Annotated in this window: 17 protein-coding genes; 10 read left to right on the forward strand and 7 right to left on the reverse strand. The window is 70.3% G+C overall.

From position 1 onward, the window contains the following. Positions 1-86 precede the first annotated feature (86 nt). From NR792_RS18560 to NR792_RS18570, 3 genes are read right to left on the reverse strand one after another with little or no spacing between them, the layout of a single operon-like run. Positions 87-671, reverse strand: a complete 585-nt coding sequence (locus NR792_RS18560; RefSeq protein ID WP_375761345.1) for an imm11 family protein — start codon at positions 669-671, stop codon at positions 87-89. Beyond that, positions 664-1,893 carry an AHH domain-containing protein gene (locus NR792_RS18565; protein ID WP_375761346.1) on the reverse strand — a complete coding sequence of 410 codons (1,230 nt, stop codon included), beginning with the start codon at positions 1,891-1,893 and terminating at the stop codon, positions 664-666. The genes NR792_RS18560 and NR792_RS18565 overlap by 8 nt, the downstream gene beginning before the upstream one ends. A 15-nt stretch (positions 1,894-1,908) precedes the next feature. Continuing rightward, positions 1,909-2,277, reverse strand: coding sequence for a hypothetical protein (locus NR792_RS18570; protein WP_375761347.1), 369 nt, complete (start codon positions 2,275-2,277; stop codon positions 1,909-1,911). A gap of 106 nt (positions 2,278-2,383) precedes the next feature. Here NR792_RS18570 and NR792_RS18575 point away from each other — a divergent pair, with 106 nt between their 5' ends. Then, positions 2,384-2,956 carry a dihydrofolate reductase family protein gene (locus NR792_RS18575; protein ID WP_375761348.1) on the forward strand — a complete coding sequence of 191 codons (573 nt, stop codon included), beginning with the start codon at positions 2,384-2,386 and terminating at the stop codon, positions 2,954-2,956. A gap of 61 nt (positions 2,957-3,017) precedes the next feature. Here the strand turns inward: NR792_RS18575 and NR792_RS18580 are convergent, their stop codons facing one another. Next, the gene (locus NR792_RS18580) at positions 3,018-3,575 is read right to left on the reverse strand and encodes a hypothetical protein (RefSeq protein WP_375761349.1); all 558 of its coding nucleotides are present in this window, start codon (positions 3,573-3,575) and stop codon (positions 3,018-3,020) included. 366 nt (positions 3,576-3,941) lie between these two features. On the opposite strand from NR792_RS18580, the gene NR792_RS18585 reads away from it, so the two are divergent. Further along, positions 3,942-5,543, forward strand: a complete 1,602-nt coding sequence (locus NR792_RS18585; protein ID WP_375761350.1) for a PAS domain S-box protein — start codon at positions 3,942-3,944, stop codon at positions 5,541-5,543. Here NR792_RS18585 and NR792_RS18590 read toward each other — a convergent pair. Next, on the reverse strand, positions 5,479-7,047 hold the full coding sequence (locus NR792_RS18590; protein ID WP_375761351.1) for a GspE/PulE family protein: 1,569 nt from the start codon (positions 7,045-7,047) through the stop codon (positions 5,479-5,481). The genes NR792_RS18585 and NR792_RS18590 overlap by 65 nt on opposite strands. A gap of 90 nt (positions 7,048-7,137) precedes the next feature. On the opposite strand from NR792_RS18590, the gene NR792_RS18595 reads away from it, so the two are divergent. From NR792_RS18595 to NR792_RS18625, 7 genes are all read left to right on the forward strand, one after another. Beyond that, the gene (locus tag NR792_RS18595; RefSeq protein WP_014399164.1) at positions 7,138-7,299 is read left to right on the forward strand and encodes a hypothetical protein; all 162 of its coding nucleotides are present in this window, start codon (positions 7,138-7,140) and stop codon (positions 7,297-7,299) included. Further along, positions 7,296-10,250: an ATP-binding protein gene (locus NR792_RS18600; RefSeq protein ID WP_375761352.1), complete on the forward strand. Its 2,955-nt coding sequence runs from the start codon at positions 7,296-7,298 to the stop codon at positions 10,248-10,250. Before NR792_RS18595 ends, NR792_RS18600 begins: the two co-directional genes overlap by 4 nt. After that, positions 10,247-11,632 carry a sigma-54-dependent transcriptional regulator gene (locus NR792_RS18605; protein WP_375761353.1) on the forward strand — a complete coding sequence of 462 codons (1,386 nt, stop codon included), beginning with the start codon at positions 10,247-10,249 and terminating at the stop codon, positions 11,630-11,632. The genes NR792_RS18600 and NR792_RS18605 overlap by 4 nt, the downstream gene beginning before the upstream one ends. 165 nt (positions 11,633-11,797) lie before the next feature. Continuing rightward, positions 11,798-12,901, forward strand: coding sequence for a porin (locus tag NR792_RS18610; RefSeq protein ID WP_375761354.1), 1,104 nt, complete (start codon positions 11,798-11,800; stop codon positions 12,899-12,901). Positions 12,902-12,911: 10 nt separating this feature from the next. Further along, positions 12,912-14,876, forward strand: coding sequence for an acetate--CoA ligase (acs, locus tag NR792_RS18615; protein ID WP_375761355.1), 1,965 nt, complete (start codon positions 12,912-12,914; stop codon positions 14,874-14,876). Between the two features lie 13 nt (positions 14,877-14,889). Further along, positions 14,890-15,168: a DUF485 domain-containing protein gene (locus NR792_RS18620; protein ID WP_120527272.1), complete on the forward strand. Its 279-nt coding sequence runs from the start codon at positions 14,890-14,892 to the stop codon at positions 15,166-15,168. Positions 15,169-15,180: 12 nt separating this feature from the next. After that, positions 15,181-16,806, forward strand: a complete 1,626-nt coding sequence (locus NR792_RS18625; RefSeq protein ID WP_375761356.1) for a sodium/solute symporter — start codon at positions 15,181-15,183, stop codon at positions 16,804-16,806. Positions 16,807-16,911: 105 nt separating this feature from the next. On the opposite strand, the gene NR792_RS18630 is transcribed toward NR792_RS18625, so the two are convergent. Both NR792_RS18630 and NR792_RS18635 read right to left on the reverse strand, forming a co-directional pair. Continuing rightward, entirely contained in the window at positions 16,912-18,012 is a 1,101-nt protein-coding gene (locus NR792_RS18630; RefSeq protein WP_375761357.1) for an alpha/beta fold hydrolase, read from the reverse strand. A 75-nt stretch (positions 18,013-18,087) separates the two neighbouring features. Beyond that, complete coding sequence (locus NR792_RS18635) at positions 18,088-18,852, reverse strand: hypothetical protein (RefSeq protein ID WP_375761358.1); 765 nt, start codon at positions 18,850-18,852, stop codon at positions 18,088-18,090. A gap of 152 nt (positions 18,853-19,004) precedes the next feature. Here NR792_RS18635 and NR792_RS18640 point away from each other — a divergent pair, with 152 nt between their 5' ends. Beyond that, positions 19,005-19,859, forward strand: a complete 855-nt coding sequence (locus NR792_RS18640) for an ion transporter (protein WP_375761359.1) — start codon at positions 19,005-19,007, stop codon at positions 19,857-19,859. The last annotated feature ends 3 nt before the right edge of the window (positions 19,860-19,862 follow it).

Genomic DNA, 19,862 nt, shown 5'->3' on the forward strand with positions numbered 1-19,862 from the left:
TCCGCGCTCCCCGAACCGTGCCCCTGGCGCCGCCGTTCCAACCCACTTCACGAGGGAGACTGAACGGAGTTCCATGGGCCAGCGTTCTACACCTCGACGAACTGACCTCCTACGATACCAGTCCGTTCCAGGGCGGACTTGAGTTCTCCATCGACGATGAGCGCGGACTGAAATCCCCACGGGCGGAAGACGCGCTCGTCAGCGACTCTTGCTTTGTCGATACGCAGCCCGGCGATGTACCGGTATCGCCCGACCTTCTCGGGCTGCCCGTCCTCGGGAGTCCAGAGCTTGACCTCTTCACTCGCGGCCTCATCAACGCACCGAACCGTGCGCGCCGCGACCAGGAGGAAATAGGGCTCGACCTGTTCTTCGACCTGCACCGGGAAGAGCTGCACGTCATTGGGGGCCAAGGTGCGGAACACATCAGCCGTCCGAGCACTGAGGACGGGCGTGAGCCCTACGCCAGCGGAGGTGAAGTCCAGGGGCTTCCCAGGGCGGGAGAGCGGAACCCGCAGCGGTCCTGGGTCGGAGATGGGTGCCCCGCTCGTGAACACCCAGGGGTCATCCAATGGCCGCCCATCAGCATGGGTCGATGTCTTGAAGTACCAGCGCCCCGGCACATACACATCGATGTCCAGCTCGAAGAACCGCCGCTCCATCGCGTCAGGCATCGGGATTCCTTGTGATGAGCTTGCGCAGGCGAGTCCCCGCGGTCGTCAGGTCTTTCGCGATGGACGCCAGGACGTCCACCAATGCGGCCCGGCACTGCGCGACGCCTCGGCAGCCCAACATGGCTTCGTTGAGTCGGACACGCACCTCTTTATGGTACTCCGCAGGATGCGGCCCCCGATGCCCGTTGATCCGCACGAGGTTCGCGGGGTCATTGAGACTCATTCCCGCCTGCTCGAAGAACGGTTCGAAAATAGGCGTCCAGGGTCCGCCTGACTGCTCCGACACCTCGTTCTTGTCCGTGCAGATGTGATGGACGTCGCCTTCAGGGTCGCCCTGGATTCCGCCTCCAGGCCCCATGGCGACGGCCGCCACTGCGGTAGGCGCGAGCGTGACGTTGAGCACTCCTGCGGACGACAGGGAGATGGACCGCACTTCACCGGCCAGTGCCCGCGACAACTGGAACCCGCCTTCGACCTCCGCCCTCAGCGCCGCCTGTGGGAAGCCCGGCATCCGGGGCCCCTGCGCGGCCATCGCGTTCCTGCCTCCCAGTGCCGTCATCGCGACGATGACCAGCACCCGGGCCCCGTTGTCCCCAAGCACTCGCCCGAAGCGATGCCCCGCCTCCTCCAGTTCGGCGACGTCCCGGGCGTCCCGCGACTCATCCATGAGCCGCAAGAAGGCCTGCCCCAGGTTCCACACGGGCCCCGTGCCCAGATACGCGATGAGCGAAGCCGTCAGCGCCACCGCGACCAGCTTGGTGATGGGCTCCGGTGCGACCAGCATCACCATCGCGGTGCCGATCATCGTCGTGACCATGGCCCGAAGCATGGCGGGATCCATCAGGTCCTCCATCGCCTCCGCGACTCCCTCCCAGACCGTATCGAGCGCGAAGGAGAGCGCCATCCTCCGCCGCTCCATCGGGTCCAGGGTGAAGTCATCGCTCAAGCGGAGCACCTGCCGGCCTCGGGCCCCGTCGACGATGCCGCCCGTGGACGCGAGCAGGGAGCGCCGGCCCTCCTCCCGGAACGCAACGTCCAGCTTCAGTTCAAGCACGAGTTGGGTGACGGCGTTCTTGAACGCTTCCTCGTCAACCCGGACCGGCTCCGTCTCCACCGGCGTATAGGCAATGGGCCTGCCCCGCCCCGTGTCGAGATTCACCACGCGCGTCGTCGCGCAGCCCGCTGCCAGCCACAGCAGCACGGCCATTGCCCAGAGCCTCATGCGCCCTCCCAGGCCTCACGGATCCGACGAGACCACCCGCTCCGGCTCCAGCACTTCCCGCGTCCGCGCTCCCCGCTCGATGTAGCCGGAGCCGCCTCGCAGCTCGCGGCCGTCCTCCAGCACGGCGATGAGCCGGTAGCCCGACTCACCCTTCACGGGATACGCCAGCGTCACCGTGTCCCCCTTGCCCAGTGGACGGTAGAGGACCTGGCCCTGGTCGTGCTCCAGGCGCACCTCGCGCACGTCCTGGCCCGTGCGGTTCTCCACGCGCACTTCAATCCAGGCCCGCGCGGGACTCGTGTCGTGCCACCACAGCGCGACCCCGGCCATGAGCGTCAGGACCGCGCCCAGCACCAGTCCTCCGAGCATCCACAGAAGCCGCATGAGACCTCCTCCGCCGCGGTTGCCGTGCAAGCAACGCGCACCGCGGTTCTAGCAGGTGCGTCCTCCCAGGCGGTGCTATGCCCTGGCGTCAGGAGGAAGCACGCCCATGCGGAAACTGACCTATTACATCGCCAGCTCGCTCGATGGCTTCATTGCCTCGCCCACCGGGGCGTTCGACTTCTTCGCCATCGAACCGGACTACCTGGACGCCATCGCCGCCGAGTACCCGGAGACGCTCCCCGCGAGCTACCGCGCGCACAGGGGCCTCACGGGTCCGGGGAAGCACTTCGACACGGTCCTGGAGGGCCGGCACACCTATCAGGTCGGCCTGGACGCGGGCGTCACCAACGCCTACCCGCACCTCGAACACTACGTCTTCTCCCGCACCCTCACGCAGAGCCCCGACCCGGGCGTCAACCTCTCCCGCACGCCGCTCGCCACCGTGCGCGAGTTGAAGGCCCGCGACGGCCTGGGCATCTGGCTGTGCGGCGGCGGCCAGCTCGCGGCCGAACTGGCTCCCGAAATCGACGCGTACATCATCAAGCTCAACCCCGTCATCGCGGGGGCGGGCATCCGCCTCGTCGACTCGGGCTTCGCGCCCCAGCGCCTGCGGCTCACCGGCACGCGCACGGTCGACAGCGGCGTCGTCTTCCTGAGCTACGAGCGACGCAAGCCGTAGGCCGCTCACGCCGCCGCACCGGCGGGGGAGGGGCCGCTCCCTCCGCCGGGCGCCGGTCCCCTCAGATGAGGTCGAGCTGCTCGAAGGTGAAGGAATACACCGAGCCTCCAGCGAAGCCCGTCAGCACGTTGCCGGAGCACGTGGGCGACGTCACGGAGACCCGCGTGTTGGACCAGCTGTTGAGGATGACGGTCATCTTCCCGGTGGCGTCCAGCTCCAGCTGGATGTTGTCCGTGGCGAAGGCGGAGAAGTTCTGCCAGCGCGAGGGACTGGCGTAGGTGGAGACGTAGCTCCGGTCATTGAAGCTCTGCCTGCCGGAGTTCGCGGAGCTGGTGAGCCGCGCGGGCGTCTGCGTGAAGACGCCCGTCACGGGGTTGTAGATCCAGCCCGGAGCCACGTAGTTGAGCAGCGTCCCCGTGAAGTACGAGGCCACCGGCCCCACCGTGCCCGTGCGCGGCTTCAGCGACACGCCCGTCACGGAGATCCACTGGTTGTTGCTCGACTGGACCCAGCTGAACTGGGAGTTCACCAGGGTCGTGCAGCTCTGCGCGGAGGCCTTCGCACCGGCGAAGAGGGTCAACGACAAGAGCAGGCCTGCGAGAAAGCGGTACGCGTTCATGGGGAGCACCCGGCCGGAGGACGGCAATCCCGCTTGCCGCCGGCGTTCGGACAAGCGAGCCCAGGCCTTGAGCACGTCCCATGCCGTCGCGGGCTTCGCTCGGGAAACACCGTGGGAAGCGCGCGGCGTGTAGCCGCCGGAGCCACTCCGCCGTGGACTCGCGGGCAACCCGCCGCCGGGCGCGGTGCCGGAGGGACCCATTGGACCCGGGGCCGATGCGCGGCCCCCGAGCACGGCCGCATCCACACAGAGCGTGAGCTTCCGTCCTGCTCGGAAGCCTGGCCCCCGGCAGGGTTGGCTGGTGGATGGATTCAAAACATCGTTCCTCCACGAGCGACCCGCCGGGTGCATTACGATTCCGCACTTATGAGGAGTCCCCTGGACAACGGTCAGCCGCCCTCCTCCGCCAACGGTGGCGACATCGCGTACGTGAGCCCCCAGTCCGCCCGCGACATGGGCGCGCAGCTGCGCCTCTTCATCGACAGCGTGAAGGACTACGCCATCCTGACGTTGGATCCCGCGGGCTACATCGTCAGCTGGAACACCGGCGCCGAACGCATCAAGGGTTACAAGGCCGAGGAGATCCTCGGCCAGCACTTCAGCCGCTTCTACCCGGCCGAGGACATCGCCGCGGGCAAGCCCCAGCTGGAGCTGGAGATCGTCAACCGCGAGGGCCGCTTCGAGGAGGAGGGCTGGCGCGTGCGCAAGGACGGCACCCTCTTCTGGGCCAGCGTCGTCATCACCTCGATGCGCGACTCGCAGGGCCAGCTGGTGGGGTACGGGAAGGTGACGCGCGACATCACCGAGCGCAAGGCCGCGCAGGAGCACCTGCGGCAGAGCGAGGAGCGCTTCCGCCTGCTCGTCGAGCACGTGCAGGACTACGCCATCTACATGCTGGACGCCGACGGCCGGGTCACCACCTGGAACGCCGGCGCGGAGCGCTTCAAGCAGTACAAGGCCGAGGAGATCATCGGCCAGCACTTCAGCCGCTTCTTCCCTCCGGAGGACGTGGTTCGGGGCAAGCCCTGGCACGCCCTGCAGATCGCCGCCAGCGAGGGCCGCTTTGAAGAGGAGGCCTGGCGCGTGCGCAAGGACGGCAGCCTCTTCTGGGCCAGCGTCGTCATCACCGCGCTGCACGACGCGCAGGGCAAGCTGGTGGGCTACGCCAAGGTGACGCGCGACATCACCCAGCGAAAGCAGAACCAGGAGCGGCGCGAGCTGGAGATGCTGCGCGACGCCGTGCGCGCCCGGGACGAGTTCCTCTCCGTCGCCTCCCACGAGCTGAAGACGCCGCTCACCCCGCTGCAGCTGAAGCTGACCGCCCTGCTGCGCACCGTGGAGAACAACCCTTCCGCCCTCCTGCCCGTGGAGCGCATCGCCCGCGACCTGGAGGTGGCCCGCCGGCAGGTGCGCAAGCTGTCGGACCTCATCGAGGACCTGCTGGACGTCTCGCGCATCAGCATGGGCCAGCTGCGGCTGGACCGGGCGCTCATGGACCTGACCACGCTCGCGCGGGAGGTGGTGGTCCGCTACACCCCCCAGGCCGTGCAGGTCGGGTGCGCCGTCACGCTGGAGGCCCCCACCCCCATCGAGGGGCACTGGGACCGCGCCCGGTTGGATCAGGTCATCACCAACCTGCTCACCAACGCGCTCAAGTACGGCGCCGGCAAGCCCATCCACGTCCGCGTGCGCGTGGAGTCCGGGCTGACCGTCGTGAGCGTGCGCGACGAGGGCATCGGCATCCCGCCCGAGGACCAGCCGCGCGTCTTCGAGCGCTTCGTGCGCGCGGTGTCCGAGCGCAACTACGGCGGCCTGGGGCTGGGCCTCTTCATCACCCAGCAGATCATCGAGGCCCACGGCGGCATCGTCCAGGTGCGCAGCACGCTGGGGCAGGGCTCGACCTTCACCGTGATGCTGCCCCGGGGGCCGGACGTGGAGCCGGACCCTGACGCTCCTCCCGAGCCGTGAGGATGTAGCGGTAGGGCACCACGCGCGTCAGCTCATGCAGCGTGGTGACCCCGTCCGCCACCTTCGCCAGCGCGTCCTCCACCAGCGTGCGGAAGCCGCGCGCCCGGGCATGCCGGCGCAGCTGGACGCCCGGCGCTCCGGTGGCGATGAGCAATTGCAGCTCCGGGTCCACCACCAGCAGCTCGAAGAGGCCCACGCGCCCCTTGAAGCCGGTGTGGCGGCACGCCTCGCAGCCCTGCCCCGCCCGGGGCTGCACGCCGTCCAGCAGCGGCCCCAGCAGTGACAGCTGATCCGCCGTCGGCGCCGCGGGCGCGGAGCACTCCGGGCAGATGCGCCGCACCAGCCGCTGCGCCAGCACCGCGAGCAGCGCCTCCGCGATGTCGCCGTCCTCCAGCTTCAACCCGCGCAGGCGGCTCACCGCGCCAATGGCATCCGCCGTGTGCAGCGTGCCCAGCACCACGTGTCCCGTGGACGCGGCCATCAGCGCGGTGCTGCCCGTCTCCAGGTCGCGGATCTCCCCCACCAGCATCACGTTGGGGTCCTGCCGCAGGAGCGCGCGCAAGAGCGTCAGGTGCGGCAGCTGCGGCGACACCTGCTTCTGGTTCACCTTGGGGACCACGTACTCGATGGGGTCCTCCGCGGTGATGATCTTCTTGCGCCCGTCGTTGAGCCGCGCCAGCGCCGCGTACAGCGTCGTCGTCTTGCCGCTGCCCGTGGGGCCCGTCACCAGCACCAGCCCCTCCGGGTTGCCCAGCAGGCGCAGCACCGTGGCCTGCACCTCCGGCGTCATCCCCAGCCTCTCCACCGGCACCAGGCCCACCGTGGCGTCGAGCAGGCGGATGACGACGTCCTCGCCCGCCGGGGAGGGCACCACGCTCACGCGGAAGTCCACGAACTTCCGCCCCGCCTCCCCTTCGTAGAGCGCGCGCAGGCGGCCGTCCTGGGGCCGGCGCTTCTCCGCGATGTCCAGGCCCGCCATCACCTTGATGCGGCTGACCACCTCCGGCAGCGAGTCCGGGGAGATGTCCGTGTACGTCTGGTGGAGGATGCCGTCGATGCGATAGCGCAGGTCCACGTCGTCCGTGTAGCTCTCCAGGTGGATGTCGGACGCGTTCTGCGCCACCGCCACCGCGAGCACGTGGTTCACCAGCTCCACCGCCGTGGGCCGTTGGGACAGCGGCGTGCCGGCCTTCAGGACCACGTCCACCGACGCGTGCACCCCCGCGCCGAAGCCCACCTCCAGGGCGGAGTCGATTTCGTAGCGGTTGAGCCGCACGGGCCGCACCGGCCGGCGCAGGAAGTCCGCGATGCGGTAGCGCACGGAGTCGTCCTGCGGGTCCAGCATCGCCACCGTCACGGGCTCGGTGTCGTTGTCCGCGTCCACCTTCCCCATCACCGCGACGCCCAGCCGGCGGCAGAAGGATTCCGGGAGCAGCCGCAGCGATTCGCGGTCGAGCGTGAACTGGGGCAGTTCGGAGAACGGGGGCACGTCCGGGGGAGCCATGGCCTGCCGGCTTATCACGGCCCCCCTCGTGCCCGGCCAGGGCTGCTATCCTCGTGCCCCATGTCGCGGCCCCCCGCGGATCCTCCCGCCATGCCGTCGCTGCTGGTGTTCGCCGTGGCGGTGCTGCTGTTCGGCTCGCCGCTGCGCCGGTTGTGGCTGGCGGAAGGCGCTCCCGCCTCGCTCCCCTTCGTCGTGTGGCTGGGCGTCATCGCCCTGGGCGGGTGGGTGGCGCACCGGAGCCTGCGCCCATGACGCTGGGGCCCGGCCCGCTCGTCTTCGCCTCCGTGGCCTACCTGGGCGTGCTGTTCCTGGTGGCGTACGCGGCGGAGCGGGGCCGCATCTCCTCGCGCATCACCCAGCACCCGCTGACGTACGCGCTGGCCCTGGGCGTGTACGCCACGTCCTGGTCCTACTTCGGCAGCGTGGGCTACGCGGCCCGCCACGGCTTCCGCTACCTGGGCATCTACCTGGGCCTCACGCTCGCGTGCCTGCTGGCCCCGGTGCTGTGGCGGCCCCTCCTGCGGCTGACGCGCGAGTTGCAGCTCACCTCGCTCGCGGACCTGCTCGCCTTCCGCTACCCCGGCCAGGTGACGGGCACGGCGGTGACGCTGTTCGCGCTGGCGGGCAGCCTGCCCTACCTGGCGCTCCAGATTCGCGCCGTCGTGGAGTCCGCGCGCCTCTTGAGCCCCGCCGCCTCCCCCGCGCTGGTGGGGCCCGGCTTCTGCGGCGTGCTCATCGTCTTCGCGCTCCTCTTCGGCGCCCGCCACCCCGCCCCGCGCGAGCGGCATGAAGGCTTGATGCTGGCCATCGCCTTCGAGTCGGGCGTGAAGCTGCTGGCGCTGCTCCTCGTCGCGGGCTGGTGCGTGGTGTCCGTCTTCGGCGGCGTGGGCGGGCTCAACGACTGGCTCACCCTCCACCCGGAGGCGGTGGAGGCCCTCCAGCGTCCCGCGCGCGACGCGTCCTGGGCGCCGCTGCTGGTGCTCTCCACCATCGCCGCGTTCCTCACGCCCCGGCAGTACCACGTGGCCTTCACGGAAGCGCCCGAGCGCGACGGGCTGGCCACCGTCGCGTGGGCCTTCCCGCTGTTGATGCTGCTCATCAACGCGGCCGTCCCCGTGCTGCTGTGGTCCGGCGAGGCGCTGGGCCTGCCCTGGCCGGCGGACTTCCACGTCCTCTCCGTGCCCATCGCGAAGGGCGCCCCGCTGCTCGCGCTCATCGCGTTCCTGGGCGGCGTGTCCGCGGCGAGCGCCATGGTCATCGTCACCACGCTCGCGCTCGCGCCCATGTGCCTGACGCACCTGGTGCTGCCGCTGAGCAGCACGCGCGGACGGGACGACCTCTACGGGTGGCTCTTGTGGGCCCGGCGCGTGCTCATCGCCGCCGTCATCCTGGCGGGCTACGGCTTCTACCGGCTGCTGAACGCGCGGGCGACGGGGCTGGTGGACCTGGGGCTCGTGTCCTTCGTGGCCACCGCGCAGTTCGCGCCGGGCGTGCTGGGGCTGCTCACGTGGCCCAAGGCCACGCGCGCGGGGCTGCTGGCGGGGCTGGGCGCGGGCGCGGCCACGTGGGCCGTCACCCTGGTGGCCCCGCTGTGGGAGCCGCCCTCGCTGGTGGCGTGGACCAACCAGGTCTCCGCGAAGCTGGGCTTCGGCACGGAGGAGCCCTGGGGCTTCGCCACCTTCACCTCGCTGGCCCTCAACGCGCTGTGCTTCGTGGCGGTGTCGCTCGTCACGCGCCAGTCGGTGGAGGAGAAGGAGGCCGCGCGGGTGTGCGCGCGCGAGGCGCCGGGGCTCGCCGAGGGCAGCGTCGCGGCCAGCTCCCCCGACGAGTTCCGCCGGCAGCTGGAGCCGGTGCTGGGCGCGCAGGTGGCCGCGGCGGAGGTGGACCGCGCGCGCGAGGCGTTGGACCTGGCCCCGGACGAGCGCCGCCCCGCGGAGCTGCGCCGCCTGCGCGACGGCGTGGAGCGCAACCTCTCCGGCCTCATCGGCCCGGTGCTGGCGCGGCTCGCGGTGGGGGAAGCGCTGCGGCTGGACCCCGGCGCGCGCACGGCCCTGGCGGATCAGCTGCGCTTCGTGGAGGAGCGGCTTCGCGACGCGCGCGACATGCGCGGCCCCCTGCGGGAGCTGGAGGTCGTGCGCCGCTACCTCTACCGCATCCTGGAGGACCTGCCGCTGGGCGTCTGCGCCATGGGACCGGACGGCGAGGTCGTCCTCTGGAACGCCGCGCTGGAGGCCCTGTCGGGCGTGCCCATGGACTCGGCGCGGGGCCAGCCGCTCGCGCGCCTGCCGGAGCCCTGGGGCCCCCTGTTCGCGGAGCTCGCGCGGGCGCCGGGCGGCGACGACGAGGTGCGCGTCACCGTGCGCGGCGGGCCGCGGCTGCTGCGCCTGCACCGCTCGCGGCTCGCGCCTTCGGACGGGGACGGCGGCGGGGAGACGGGCATCACGTTCCTGGTGGAGGACTGGACGGAGCGCAAGGCGGTGGACGCGCGGCTCGCGCACCAGGACCGGCTCGCGTCGCTGGGCCGGGTGGCCGCGGGCGTGGCGCATGAGATTGGCAACCCGCTCACCGCCATCGCCAGCATCAGCCAGAACCTCAAGTACGAGCTGGAGGACCCGGAGGCCGTGCGCGAGCGCGTGGGGCTCATCCTCCAGCAGTGCCGCCGCATCGACACCATTGTCCGGGCGCTGGTGGGCTTCGGCCACGCGGGCACCGTGGGCGGTGAGTCCCGGCCCTTCACGCGCGTGGCGGTGGGCCCGCTGCTCGCGGAGGCCGCGCAGCTGGCCCGGCTGTCGCGCAAGGCGCGCGACGTGGCGTGCACGCACCAGAGCCCGGACGGGCTGGACGTGCGCGGCGACGCGCAGCGGCTGGAGCAGGTGCTGGTGAACCTCTTGACCAACGCCATCGACGCGTCGCCCGCGGGCTCGCGCGTGGACCTCATGGCGGAAGCCGCTGGAGACCAGGTGCGCATCCAGGTGGAGGACCGGGGACACGGCATCGCCCCGGAGCTGTCGCAACGCATCTTCGAGCCGTTCTTCACCACCAAGCAGCCCGGCGAGGGCACCGGCCTGGGCCTCACGCTGGTGGAGGGCATCGTGCGCGAGCACGGCGGCACGCTGCGCATCGAGGGCCGCCCCGACGGCGGCACCCGCGTGACGCTGAGCCTGCCCCGCGCTGAAGCGCTGAAGCAGGAGGCCTCCGCTTGAGCCGCATCCTGGTCATCGAGGACGAGCCCATCATCCGCACGGAGCTGCGTCGTCTGCTCACCCGCGCGGGACATGACGTGGCGGAGGCTGGCGCCGTGCCGGAGGCCGCGGCCGAGCATGCGTTGGATGCCTTCGACCTGGTCATCTCGGATTTGCGCCTGCCGGGCCCGCCGGGCACGGACATCATCGCGCTGTGTCCGGGCGTGCCGGTGCTCATCATGACCAGCTTCGCCACGGTGAAGTCCGCCGTGGACGCGATGAAGCTGGGCGCGGTGGACTACATCGCGAAGCCCTTCGACCACGACGAGCTGCTGCTCCAGGTGGAGCGCGTGCTGCGCGAGGGCCGACTCACCCGCCAGAACGCCGCGCTCAAGCGCGAGGTGGAGCAGACCTGGTCCCCCGGCGGCATGGTGGGAAATTCCGTCGCGATGCGCGACGTGTTCGAGCGCGTGCGCAAGGTGGCCCCCTCCGCCGCCACCGTGCTGGTGCTGGGCGAGTCCGGCACCGGCAAGGAGCTGGTCGCCCGCGCCGTCCACGCGCAGAGCCCGCGCGCGGAAGGGCCGCTCATCGCCGTCAACTGCGCCGCCATCCCCGAAGGCCTGCTGGAGAGCGAGCTGTTCGGCCACGAGAAGGGCGCCTTCACCGGCGCGCAGGCCGCGCACGCGGGCCTGGTGGAGGCGGCGCACGGCGGCACGCTCTTTTTGGATGAGATTGGAGAGCTGCCCGCGCCCGCGCAGGCGCGCCTGTTGCGCATGCTCCAGGACGGCGAGGTGCGGCGGGTGGGCGCCACGCGCTCGCGCAAGGTGGACGTGCGCATCCTCGCAGCCACGCACCGCGACCTGCCCCGCCGCGTGCAGGAGGGGCTGTTCCGCCAGGACCTCTACTTCCGCCTGCGCGTCGTGGAGATCCGCCTGCCGCCCCTGCGCGAGCGCGGCGAGGATGTTCCCGCGCTGGCCAGGCACCTGCTGGAGCGGGCCAGCCGCCGCATGGGACGTCCGCTCGCGTCGCTGTCCCCGGACGCGCTCGCGGCCATCGCCCAGCACCCGTGGCCGGGCAACGTGCGCGAGCTGGAGAACGCCATCGAGCGCGCGGTCATCCTCGCGGACGGGCCGCTCATCACCGCCGACCTGCTGGCGCTGGAGCCGCCGGGCGGGCCGGGCGTGGACGTCAACCCGCCCCCGCTGGAGGAGACGGACTTCCCGCCCGTCCCGGCCAGCGAGACCCCTGACTCGCCGGACTCCATGGAGGAGTACTTCCGCCGCTTCGTGCTGGAGCACCAGGACCGCATGGGCGAAACAGAGCTGGCGCGCAGGCTGGGCATCAGCCGGAAGACCCTCTGGGAGAAGCGTCAGCGGCTGGGCATCCCCCGCACCCGCGCCTGACGTACCGGAGTACGACCCGGGTGTTACGACGCGCTGCACGAATCGTTACGGGGGGTAACGTCCTGTCACCTTCCGCCACACCCTGACGCGGCGAGCCAACCCCCAAGGTCCTGAAACCCGGAGTGCGCGCGGGTGGAACGGGCGTTGCTCAGGGGATGGGGACCCATGCGTCCCGTCCCCCCTGCCCTGTCACGGTTCCTGGTGCTCACGACCCTGCTGACCGCGCTCCCGGCGGCGGCGGGGAAGATCCAGCTTGGCGAGGACGCGGTCCTCAACCTCAACGTGCTGCTGCATCCGCAGATGCAGCTCATCAAGGACGGCGCGCCCACGGGCGGCGTGGGCACGGACTTCTACCTGCGCCGCGTGCGGCTGCTCGTCTTCGGCTCCATCACGAAGAAGCTGTCGTTCTTCATCGACACGGACCAGCCGAACCTGGGGAAGAACGGCGACTGGAACCCCGCCTTCTACATCCAGGACGCGACGGTCGCGTACGAGTTCGCCGACAAGACGTGGGTGGAGGCGGGCTTCATCCTCGCGCCGCTGTCGCACCACGCGCTGCAGGGCGCCATCGCGCTCCATACGGTGGACTACCACTCCGACCTCATCCGCTACCCCCTGGGCGTGGGCAAGGTGTGGCGCGACATGGGCGTCCAGGTGCGCGGCTTCGCGGGCCCGTGGACGTACCGCGCCGCCATCCTCAACGGCGTGGAGGGCGCGAAGCTGGAGAACGGCCAGGTGGTCAACGCGGACGACCTGCCGCGCGCGGTGGGCACGGTGCGCTACAACGTCTGGGGCCGCGAGTACGACCAGTTCCTCCGGGGCATCTACTTCACGGACCAGCCCCTGCTGTCGTTCGGCGTGGCCGGGGACTACCAGTACTCCGCCATCGCCACCGCCTCCGGCGTGCACGACGCGGTGGCCCTGGCGGCGGACGTGTTCCTGGACGTGCCCGTGGGCGACGACCAGGAGTTCGTCCTCCAGAGCAACGTCTTCTCCTGGCAGCAGGGCTTCGACAACGTGCGCAGCGGCACCGGCTTCTTCGTGGAGCTGGGCTACCGCATCGGCATCATCGAGCCCGTCTTCACCACCGAGTACTTCAACGGACGCGTGGCCGCGCAGGACCTGCTCACGTTCCGGCCCGGCTTCAATCTCTGGTTCCAGAAGCACACCTTCAACCTGAAGACGGAGGTGGCCGTGTCGCGCGCCGGGGACATCGCCCACGCGACCACGGGCATCACCGGCACCGCCCAGCTCCAGCTCTTCTACTGAGGACGCACCCATGGCCACCCCACCGGATTCGCTCGTCCCGCCGAAGGAAGCCTTCCGCCGCACCGCGCACGTGCGGAGCCTGGAGGAGTACCAGCGCCTCTACCGCCAGAGCCTGGACGCCCCGGACGTCTTCTGGGGCGAACAGGCCCGGCAGCTCACCTGGTTCCACCCGCCGGAGTCCATCCGCGAGGTGAACGAGCAGGCCGCCGACTTCGCCTGGTTCGTGGGCGGCAAGCTCAACGTCACGGTCAACTGCGTGGACCGCCACGCGAAGGCGCGGCCGGACAAGGCCGCCATCCTCTGGGCGAAGAACACGCCCGGCGAGTACGAGACCCTCACCTTCCGCGACCTCGCGCACCACGTGAACCGCCTGGCCAACGTGCTCAAGGCGCACGGCGTGCGGAAGGGCGACCGCGTCATCGTCTACCTGCCCATGATTCCGGAGCTGGTGTACTCGCTGCTGGCGTGCGCGCGCATCGGCGCGGTGCACTCGGTGGTGTTCGCGGGCTTCTCCGCGGACTCGCTGCGCGAGCGCGTGCTGGACTCCGGCGCGAAGGTCGTCATCACCGCCAACGAAGGCCCGCGCGGCCCCAAGAGCGTGGCCACCAAGGCCATCACCGACGAGGCCCTGGACGGCCTGTCCCAGGTGACGTCCGTGCTCGTCGCGCGCCGCACCTCCAAGGAAGTGCCCATGCGCGAGGGGCGCGACCACTGGCTGGACGTGGAGCAGAAGAAGCACCGGGGCGTCTGCCCCGCGGAGTGGATGGACGCGGAGGATCCGCTCTTCATCCTCTACACCTCCGGCTCCACCGGGAAGCCCAAGGGCGTGCTGCACACGACGGCGGGCTACCTCGTCTACGCCAACACGACCTTCCGCTACATCTTCGACACGCAGCCGGACGACGTGCACTTCTGCACCGCGGACGTGGGCTGGGTGACGGGCCACTCGTACCTCGTCTACGGCCCGCTCTCCACCGGCACCACCACGGTCCTCTTCGAGTCCACCCCGACGTGGCCCGACGCAAGCCGCCTCTGGCAGGTGGTGGACGACCTGAAGGCCACCACGCTCTACACCGCGCCCACCGCGCTGCGCTCGCTCATCAAGGAGGGCGACGGGTTCGTCACGAAGTCCTCCCGCAAGTCGCTGCGCCTGCTGGGCAGCGTGGGAGAGCCCATCAACCCGGAGGTCTGGCGCTGGTTCCATGACGTGGTGGGCGAGGGCCGCTGCCCCGTGGTGGACACCTGGTGGCAGACGGAGACGGGCGGCATCCTCATCGCGCCGCTGCCGGGCGCGACGCCCTGCAAGCCCGGCAGCGCCACCCTGCCCTTCTTCGGCGTGGAGCCGGTGCTGGTGGATGAGGAGGGCAAGAAGCTGGAGGGCAACGGCGTGAGCGGCAACCTGTGCCTCGCGCGCTCGTGGCCGGGCCAGGCGCGCACGCTGTACGGCCACCATGAGCGCTTCGTGGAGACGTACTACGCGCGCTTCCTGCCGCTGTACTTCACCGGCGACGGCTGCCGCCGCGACGAGGACGGCTACTATTGGATCACCGGCCGCGTGGACGACGTGCTCAACGTGTCCGGCCACCGCCTGGGCACCGCGGAGGTGGAGAGCGCGCTGGTGGCGCATGAAGCCGTCGCCGAGGCCGCCGTGGTGGGCTACCCGCACGACCTGAAGGGCACGGGCGTGTGCGCCTTCGTCACGGTGAAGCCGGACTTCGTGCGCACCCCGGACGAGAAGATGGTGGGCACCCTGCGCGAACAGGTGCGCCACGTGATTGGCCCCATCGCCACGCCGGACCGGGTGGTGCTGGTGTCGGGCCTGCCCAAGACGCGCTCCGGGAAGATCCTGCGCCGCATGCTCCGGAAGATCGCCGGTGGAGAGACGGAGAACCTGGGCGACGCGAGCACGCTCGCGGACCCGGCCGTGCTGGATGAGCTGTTGACCAAGGGGCTGCCGCCGGCCTCGCGACGCTGAACGGAGCGCACCGATGTATGGCAATTCGAAGGACGACCTGCTGAAGGCGCTGGCCGCGAGGCGCTGGCGCGTGGCCGGCGCGCTGACGGTGGCGATGCTCGTCGCCTACCTGGGCTTCATCCTGCTCGTGGCGTTCAACCGGCCGCTGATGGGGCACCAGTTCGTGCCGGGGCTGTCCGTCGGCATCGTGCTGGGGGCGCTCACCATCCTGCTCGCCTGGGTGCTGACGGGTGTCTACATGCTGTGGGCGAACCGCAAGTACGACCGCGCGCTCGACGAACTGCGCCGCTGAAAAAGAGGCCCCATGAATCCCTCGACCGCGGGCACGCAGCTTGGCCAGCCCAACACCACGGCCATCTTCTTCTTCCTCCTCTTCGTCGGCATCACGCTGGCCATCACCTACTGGGCCGCGCGCAAGACGAAGACGACGTCCGAGTTCTTCGCCGCCGGTGGCGGCATCAGCGCGGCGCAGAACGGCTTCGCGCTGGCCGGTGACTTCATGAGCGCCGCCAGCTTCCTGGGCATCGCGGGGCTCGTGGCCACGTCCGGCTTCGACGGGCTCATCTACTCCGTGGGCTGGCTGGTGGGCTGGCCGGTGGTGACCTTCCTCATCGCGGAGCCCCTGCGCAACCTGGGCAAGTACACCTTCGCGGACGTGGTGGCCTACCGGCTGAAGCAGACCCCGGTGCGCCTGTCCGCCGCGGTGGGCACGCTCACCGTCGTCGTCTTCTACCTGATTGCCCAGATGGTGGGCGCGGGCAACCTCATCCGCCTGCTGTTCGGCCTCTCCTATGAGACGGCCGTCGTCATCGTGGGCGCGGTGATGATCCTCTACGTGCTGTTCGGCGGGATGATCGCCACGACGTGGGTTCAAATCGTGAAGGCGGTGCTGCTCCTGGGCGGCGCGACGGCGCTGGCGGGCGCGGTGCTCTACAAGTTCGGCTTCAGCCCCACGGCCCTCTTCAGCGAGGCGGTGAACCGCTACGGCCCGGAGGCGCTGGCGCCGGGCAAGCTGGTGTCGAACCCCCTGGAGACCATCTCCCTGGGCGTGGCGCTGATGTTCGGCACTGCGGGCCTGCCGCACATCCTGATGCGCTTCTACACGGTGCCGGACGCGAAGGCGGCGCGCACCAGCGTCTTCTACGCCACGGGCCTCATCGGCTTCTTCTACCTGGTGACGTTCATCCTGGGCTTCGGCGCGTCCGTGCTGGTGGGCCGCCAGGCCATCGTGGGCGTGGACAAGGGCGGCAACATGGCCGCGCCCATGCTGGCGGAAGTGGTGGGCGGCACGGGCTTCCTGGGCTTCATCTCCGCGGTGTCCTTCGCCACCATCCTCGCGGTGGTGGCGGGCCTGACGCTGTCGGGCGCGGCGGCGCTGTCGCACGACCTGTGGTCCAGCGTGGTGCGCAAGGGGCACGCGCCGGAAGCGGAGCAGCTCAAGGTGGCGCGCATCTCCAGCCTGCTCTTGGGCATCCTGGCCATCATCCTGGGCGTCCTCTTCAAGAACCAGAACGTGGCCTTCATGGTGGGGCTGGCGTTCGCCATCGCGGCGAGCGCGAACTTCCCCGCGCTGCTGCTGTCCATGCTGTGGAAGGGCTTCACCACCAAGGGCGCGGTGGCCAGCATGCTGACGGGCTCCTTGAGCGCGGTGGTGCTCATCTTCCTGTCGCCCACGGTGCAGGTGGAGCTCCTGGGCAACGCGTCCGCCCTCTTCCCGCTGAAGAACCCGGGCATCGTCACCATCCCGCTGTCGTTCCTGGTGGGCTGGGTGGTGTCCCTGCTGTCGCCGGAAGACGAGGCGTCGCGGCGGTTCGCGGAGGTGGAGCACCGCATGCACGTGGGCGCGGTGGTGACGCCGCCCGTGACGGTCCCCACGGGGGTCGCGGGACGGGTGCCTCCTGGCGTCCCGGAGGCTCCGCAGAAGGTTTGAGGCTGCTCGGCCGTCCTCCACGGTTTCTTCCTCGGCGTGGAGGACAGGGCGGAACCCGGGAGTTTCCAAAGGGGCTCGGGTTCCGCCTTTCTTTTTCCCCCGTGACTACTTCCCGCGCGTGAGCGGGAGCACGTCCTGCACCAGGTGGACGAGCACCTTCCCGGGCTCCTCCTCGTGCACCATGTGCGCGGAGTCCTCGAACCAGACGAGCTTCTTCGACGGCGCCTGGACGGTGGGGTACCAGGCCTCCAGCAGCTGCGCGGACGTGGTGCGGTCATGCCGGCCGTGGAAGAAGACGACGGGCACGGCGAAGCGGTTGGCCTTCGTGAGGTTCAGCTGGGTGATGGGCCCCCAGAACGCCGCGAGGCTCAGGTCCAGGCCCTCGTCGCGCGCCTGCATGTCCTTGTCGGTGACGTCCGGGCTGTAGCGCCAGACCTGGGCGCCGTGCCAGTCCGGCGCGCGCCAGCCGTGGCTCTCATAGTGCGAGCGCCAGCGGCGTTCCTTGTGCAGGTTGGCCAGCGTGCGCGCGGGGTCCTTCGGGTCCGGGAACGGAGCGATGGACTCCAGGTCCGCGATGGCCTTCGCGTTGCCGTCCGCCTTCGCCGCGGCGAGCGTGGCCTCGTAGCCCAGGACCTCGTTCTTCGGAACGTCCACCCCCTGGCCGATGCCCACGTACACGTCGAACCAGTCCGGGTGCTTCTGCGCGAGCCGCACGCCCAGCACCGTGCCCCAGCTGTGGCCCACGAGCACGATGCGCTTCTTGCCGTACGTCTTGCGCAGGTACGCGACGACCTCCTCCGCGTCCGCGACCATGCGGTCCACCGTCATGGTGGGGCGCACCTTGTCCGGCGGGTTGAGGGCGTACGTCTTGCCCGCGCCGCGCTGGTCCCAGTGCGCGACGGTGAAATATTCCTCCCACTCCCCCTGGTAGAAGTACGCGGTGGGCAGCGAGGTGAAGCCCGGCCCGCCGTGCAGGAAGAGCAGCAGCGGGTTGTCCTTGTGGCGTCCCCGCACGGAGATCCACTGGTCGATGCCGCCAATGCGCACGGCCTCCGCCTTCTCGATGCCGTCCGTGAGCACGCTGCGGCGGGCTTCGCGCATGACGGCCTGGGGCGTGGGCGCTTCCCTCGCGACGGCCGGGAGGGCTGAGAGCGACAGGCTCAGGCCCAGCAGGCCGAGGGAGGCGCGCTTCGAGGTGTCTTTCAAGGTCCGCATGCCCGTTGAACGGACGACCCCCGCCCCTATTGCCTGGGCAGGTCCACGATGCTCCGGGGCGGTGCGTCAGGGCTGGGCGCGCAGCCGCTCCTGGAGCGCCCGCAGCGGCTGCTGGTCCACGCGGATGCGTCCCCGGTTGGGAAGGTCCAGGTCCAGGAGGGTGAACATCACGGCGGTCAGGATGACCACGAACAGGGTCCAGGAGAGGACCCCGCGCACGTGCGCATCCGGCCGGTAGCCCAGGAGCACTCCGGAGCCGAGCATCCCGACGAGCAACAGGAAGAAGATGGAGGTCGGGATGAGGTTGTGGGCCGCGGCCAGGCGCTCGTCGGAGGTGTCCAGCACCTCGTTGAGGGCCTCGGCGGTGAGCATCAGGACCGCGGCCGGAAGCTGGGGCGCCACGGCCTCCAGGCGAGACCAGAGCTCGACCCCGAGCGCATCCGATTCCCGGAGCAACTTCGCGAAGTGTTCCGGCTCCCCCACGGCCGCGTAGCCCTCCAGCCGCAGGTCGGTGTAGCGGTGCAGGTGGGCCCGCATCTCGCCGCGAGCGGGCTCGGGGAGGAAGCCGATGCGCAGGTAGAGCGTGCCAATGGCGTTCGCCTCCTGGACGACGAGGGCGCGGCGAAGGCTGTAGCGCTCCTCGGCCATGGAGAAGGAGAAGGCGAGCAGGAGCGCCACCAGGCCCAGCACCGAAGCCTGGAGCGCCGAGGCGTCGTCGAGTCCCGGCTTGCGATGGCTGAGCCGGTAGCCGACCTCCAGGCTCAGGAAGAGCAGGCCCATCACCCCCAGGGCGAGCAGCCACACAGGCAGGACGTCGAGGATTCGGAACATGCGCCGGAAGGACTCCGCTCCCCGCAGGAGGAGGCCCGGGAAGCTGGGCCCGGGAACGGACGCGGGCAACGCGGCCTCCGGTCCAGGGGCGGGGAAGATGCTGAACGTTCCCGGGCGGGAACGCGGGGGATTGCGCCTAAGCTGCGCGGCCTGTGAACCGCCCGTCCGAACAGAGCCCCCCGAGCGGCTTCCGCGCCCGCCTGCACACCATCATCTTCGAAGCGGACACCCCGGCGGGGAAGGCGTTCGACATCGCCCTGCTCTGGGCCATCGTGTTCAGCGTGGTCGCGGTGATGCTGGAGAGCGTCGCGCAGGTGCGCGTGGGCTATGGCCACTGGCTGCACACCGCCGAGTGGGGCTTCACCATCCTCTTCGCGCTGGAGTACGTGCTGCGGCTCATCGCGGTGCGCCAGCCGCTGCACTACGCGCGCAGCTTCTTCGGCATCGTGGACCTGATGGCGCTCCTGCCGTCGTTCCTGAGCGTGCTGTTCCCCGGCGCGCAGACGCTGCTGGTCATCCGCGTGCTGCGCCTCCTGCGCGTCTTCCGCATCCTCAAGCTGGGGCACCTGCTGGGGCAGGCGGAGGTGCTGCTCACGGCGCTGCGCGCGGGCCGCCCGAAGATCATCGTCTTCCTGGGCACGGTCTTGAGCATCGACGTCATCATGGGCGCCGTCATGTACATGGTGGAGGGCGAGGAGAACGGCTTCGACAGCATCCCCCGGTCCATGTACTGGGCCATCGTGACGATGACGACGGTGGGCTTCGGGGACATCACGCCCAAGACGGTGACGGGACAGTTCCTCGCGTCCATCCTGATGGTGATGGGCTACGGCATCATCGCGGTGCCCACGGGCATCGTGTCGGTGGAGCTCGCTGCCGCCACGCGTCCACCCCTGAATACACAGGCGTGCCCCGGCTGTGGCGCACAGGGTCATGACCTGGATGCGCGCTTTTGCAAACGCTGCGGCACGGCCTTGGACTGGGCCCCCTCGCGGACCACCGGGTGAATC

It is taken from the genome of Corallococcus exercitus, assembly GCF_042231735.1.
Taxonomy (GTDB): domain Bacteria; phylum Myxococcota; class Myxococcia; order Myxococcales; family Myxococcaceae; genus Corallococcus; species Corallococcus exercitus_B.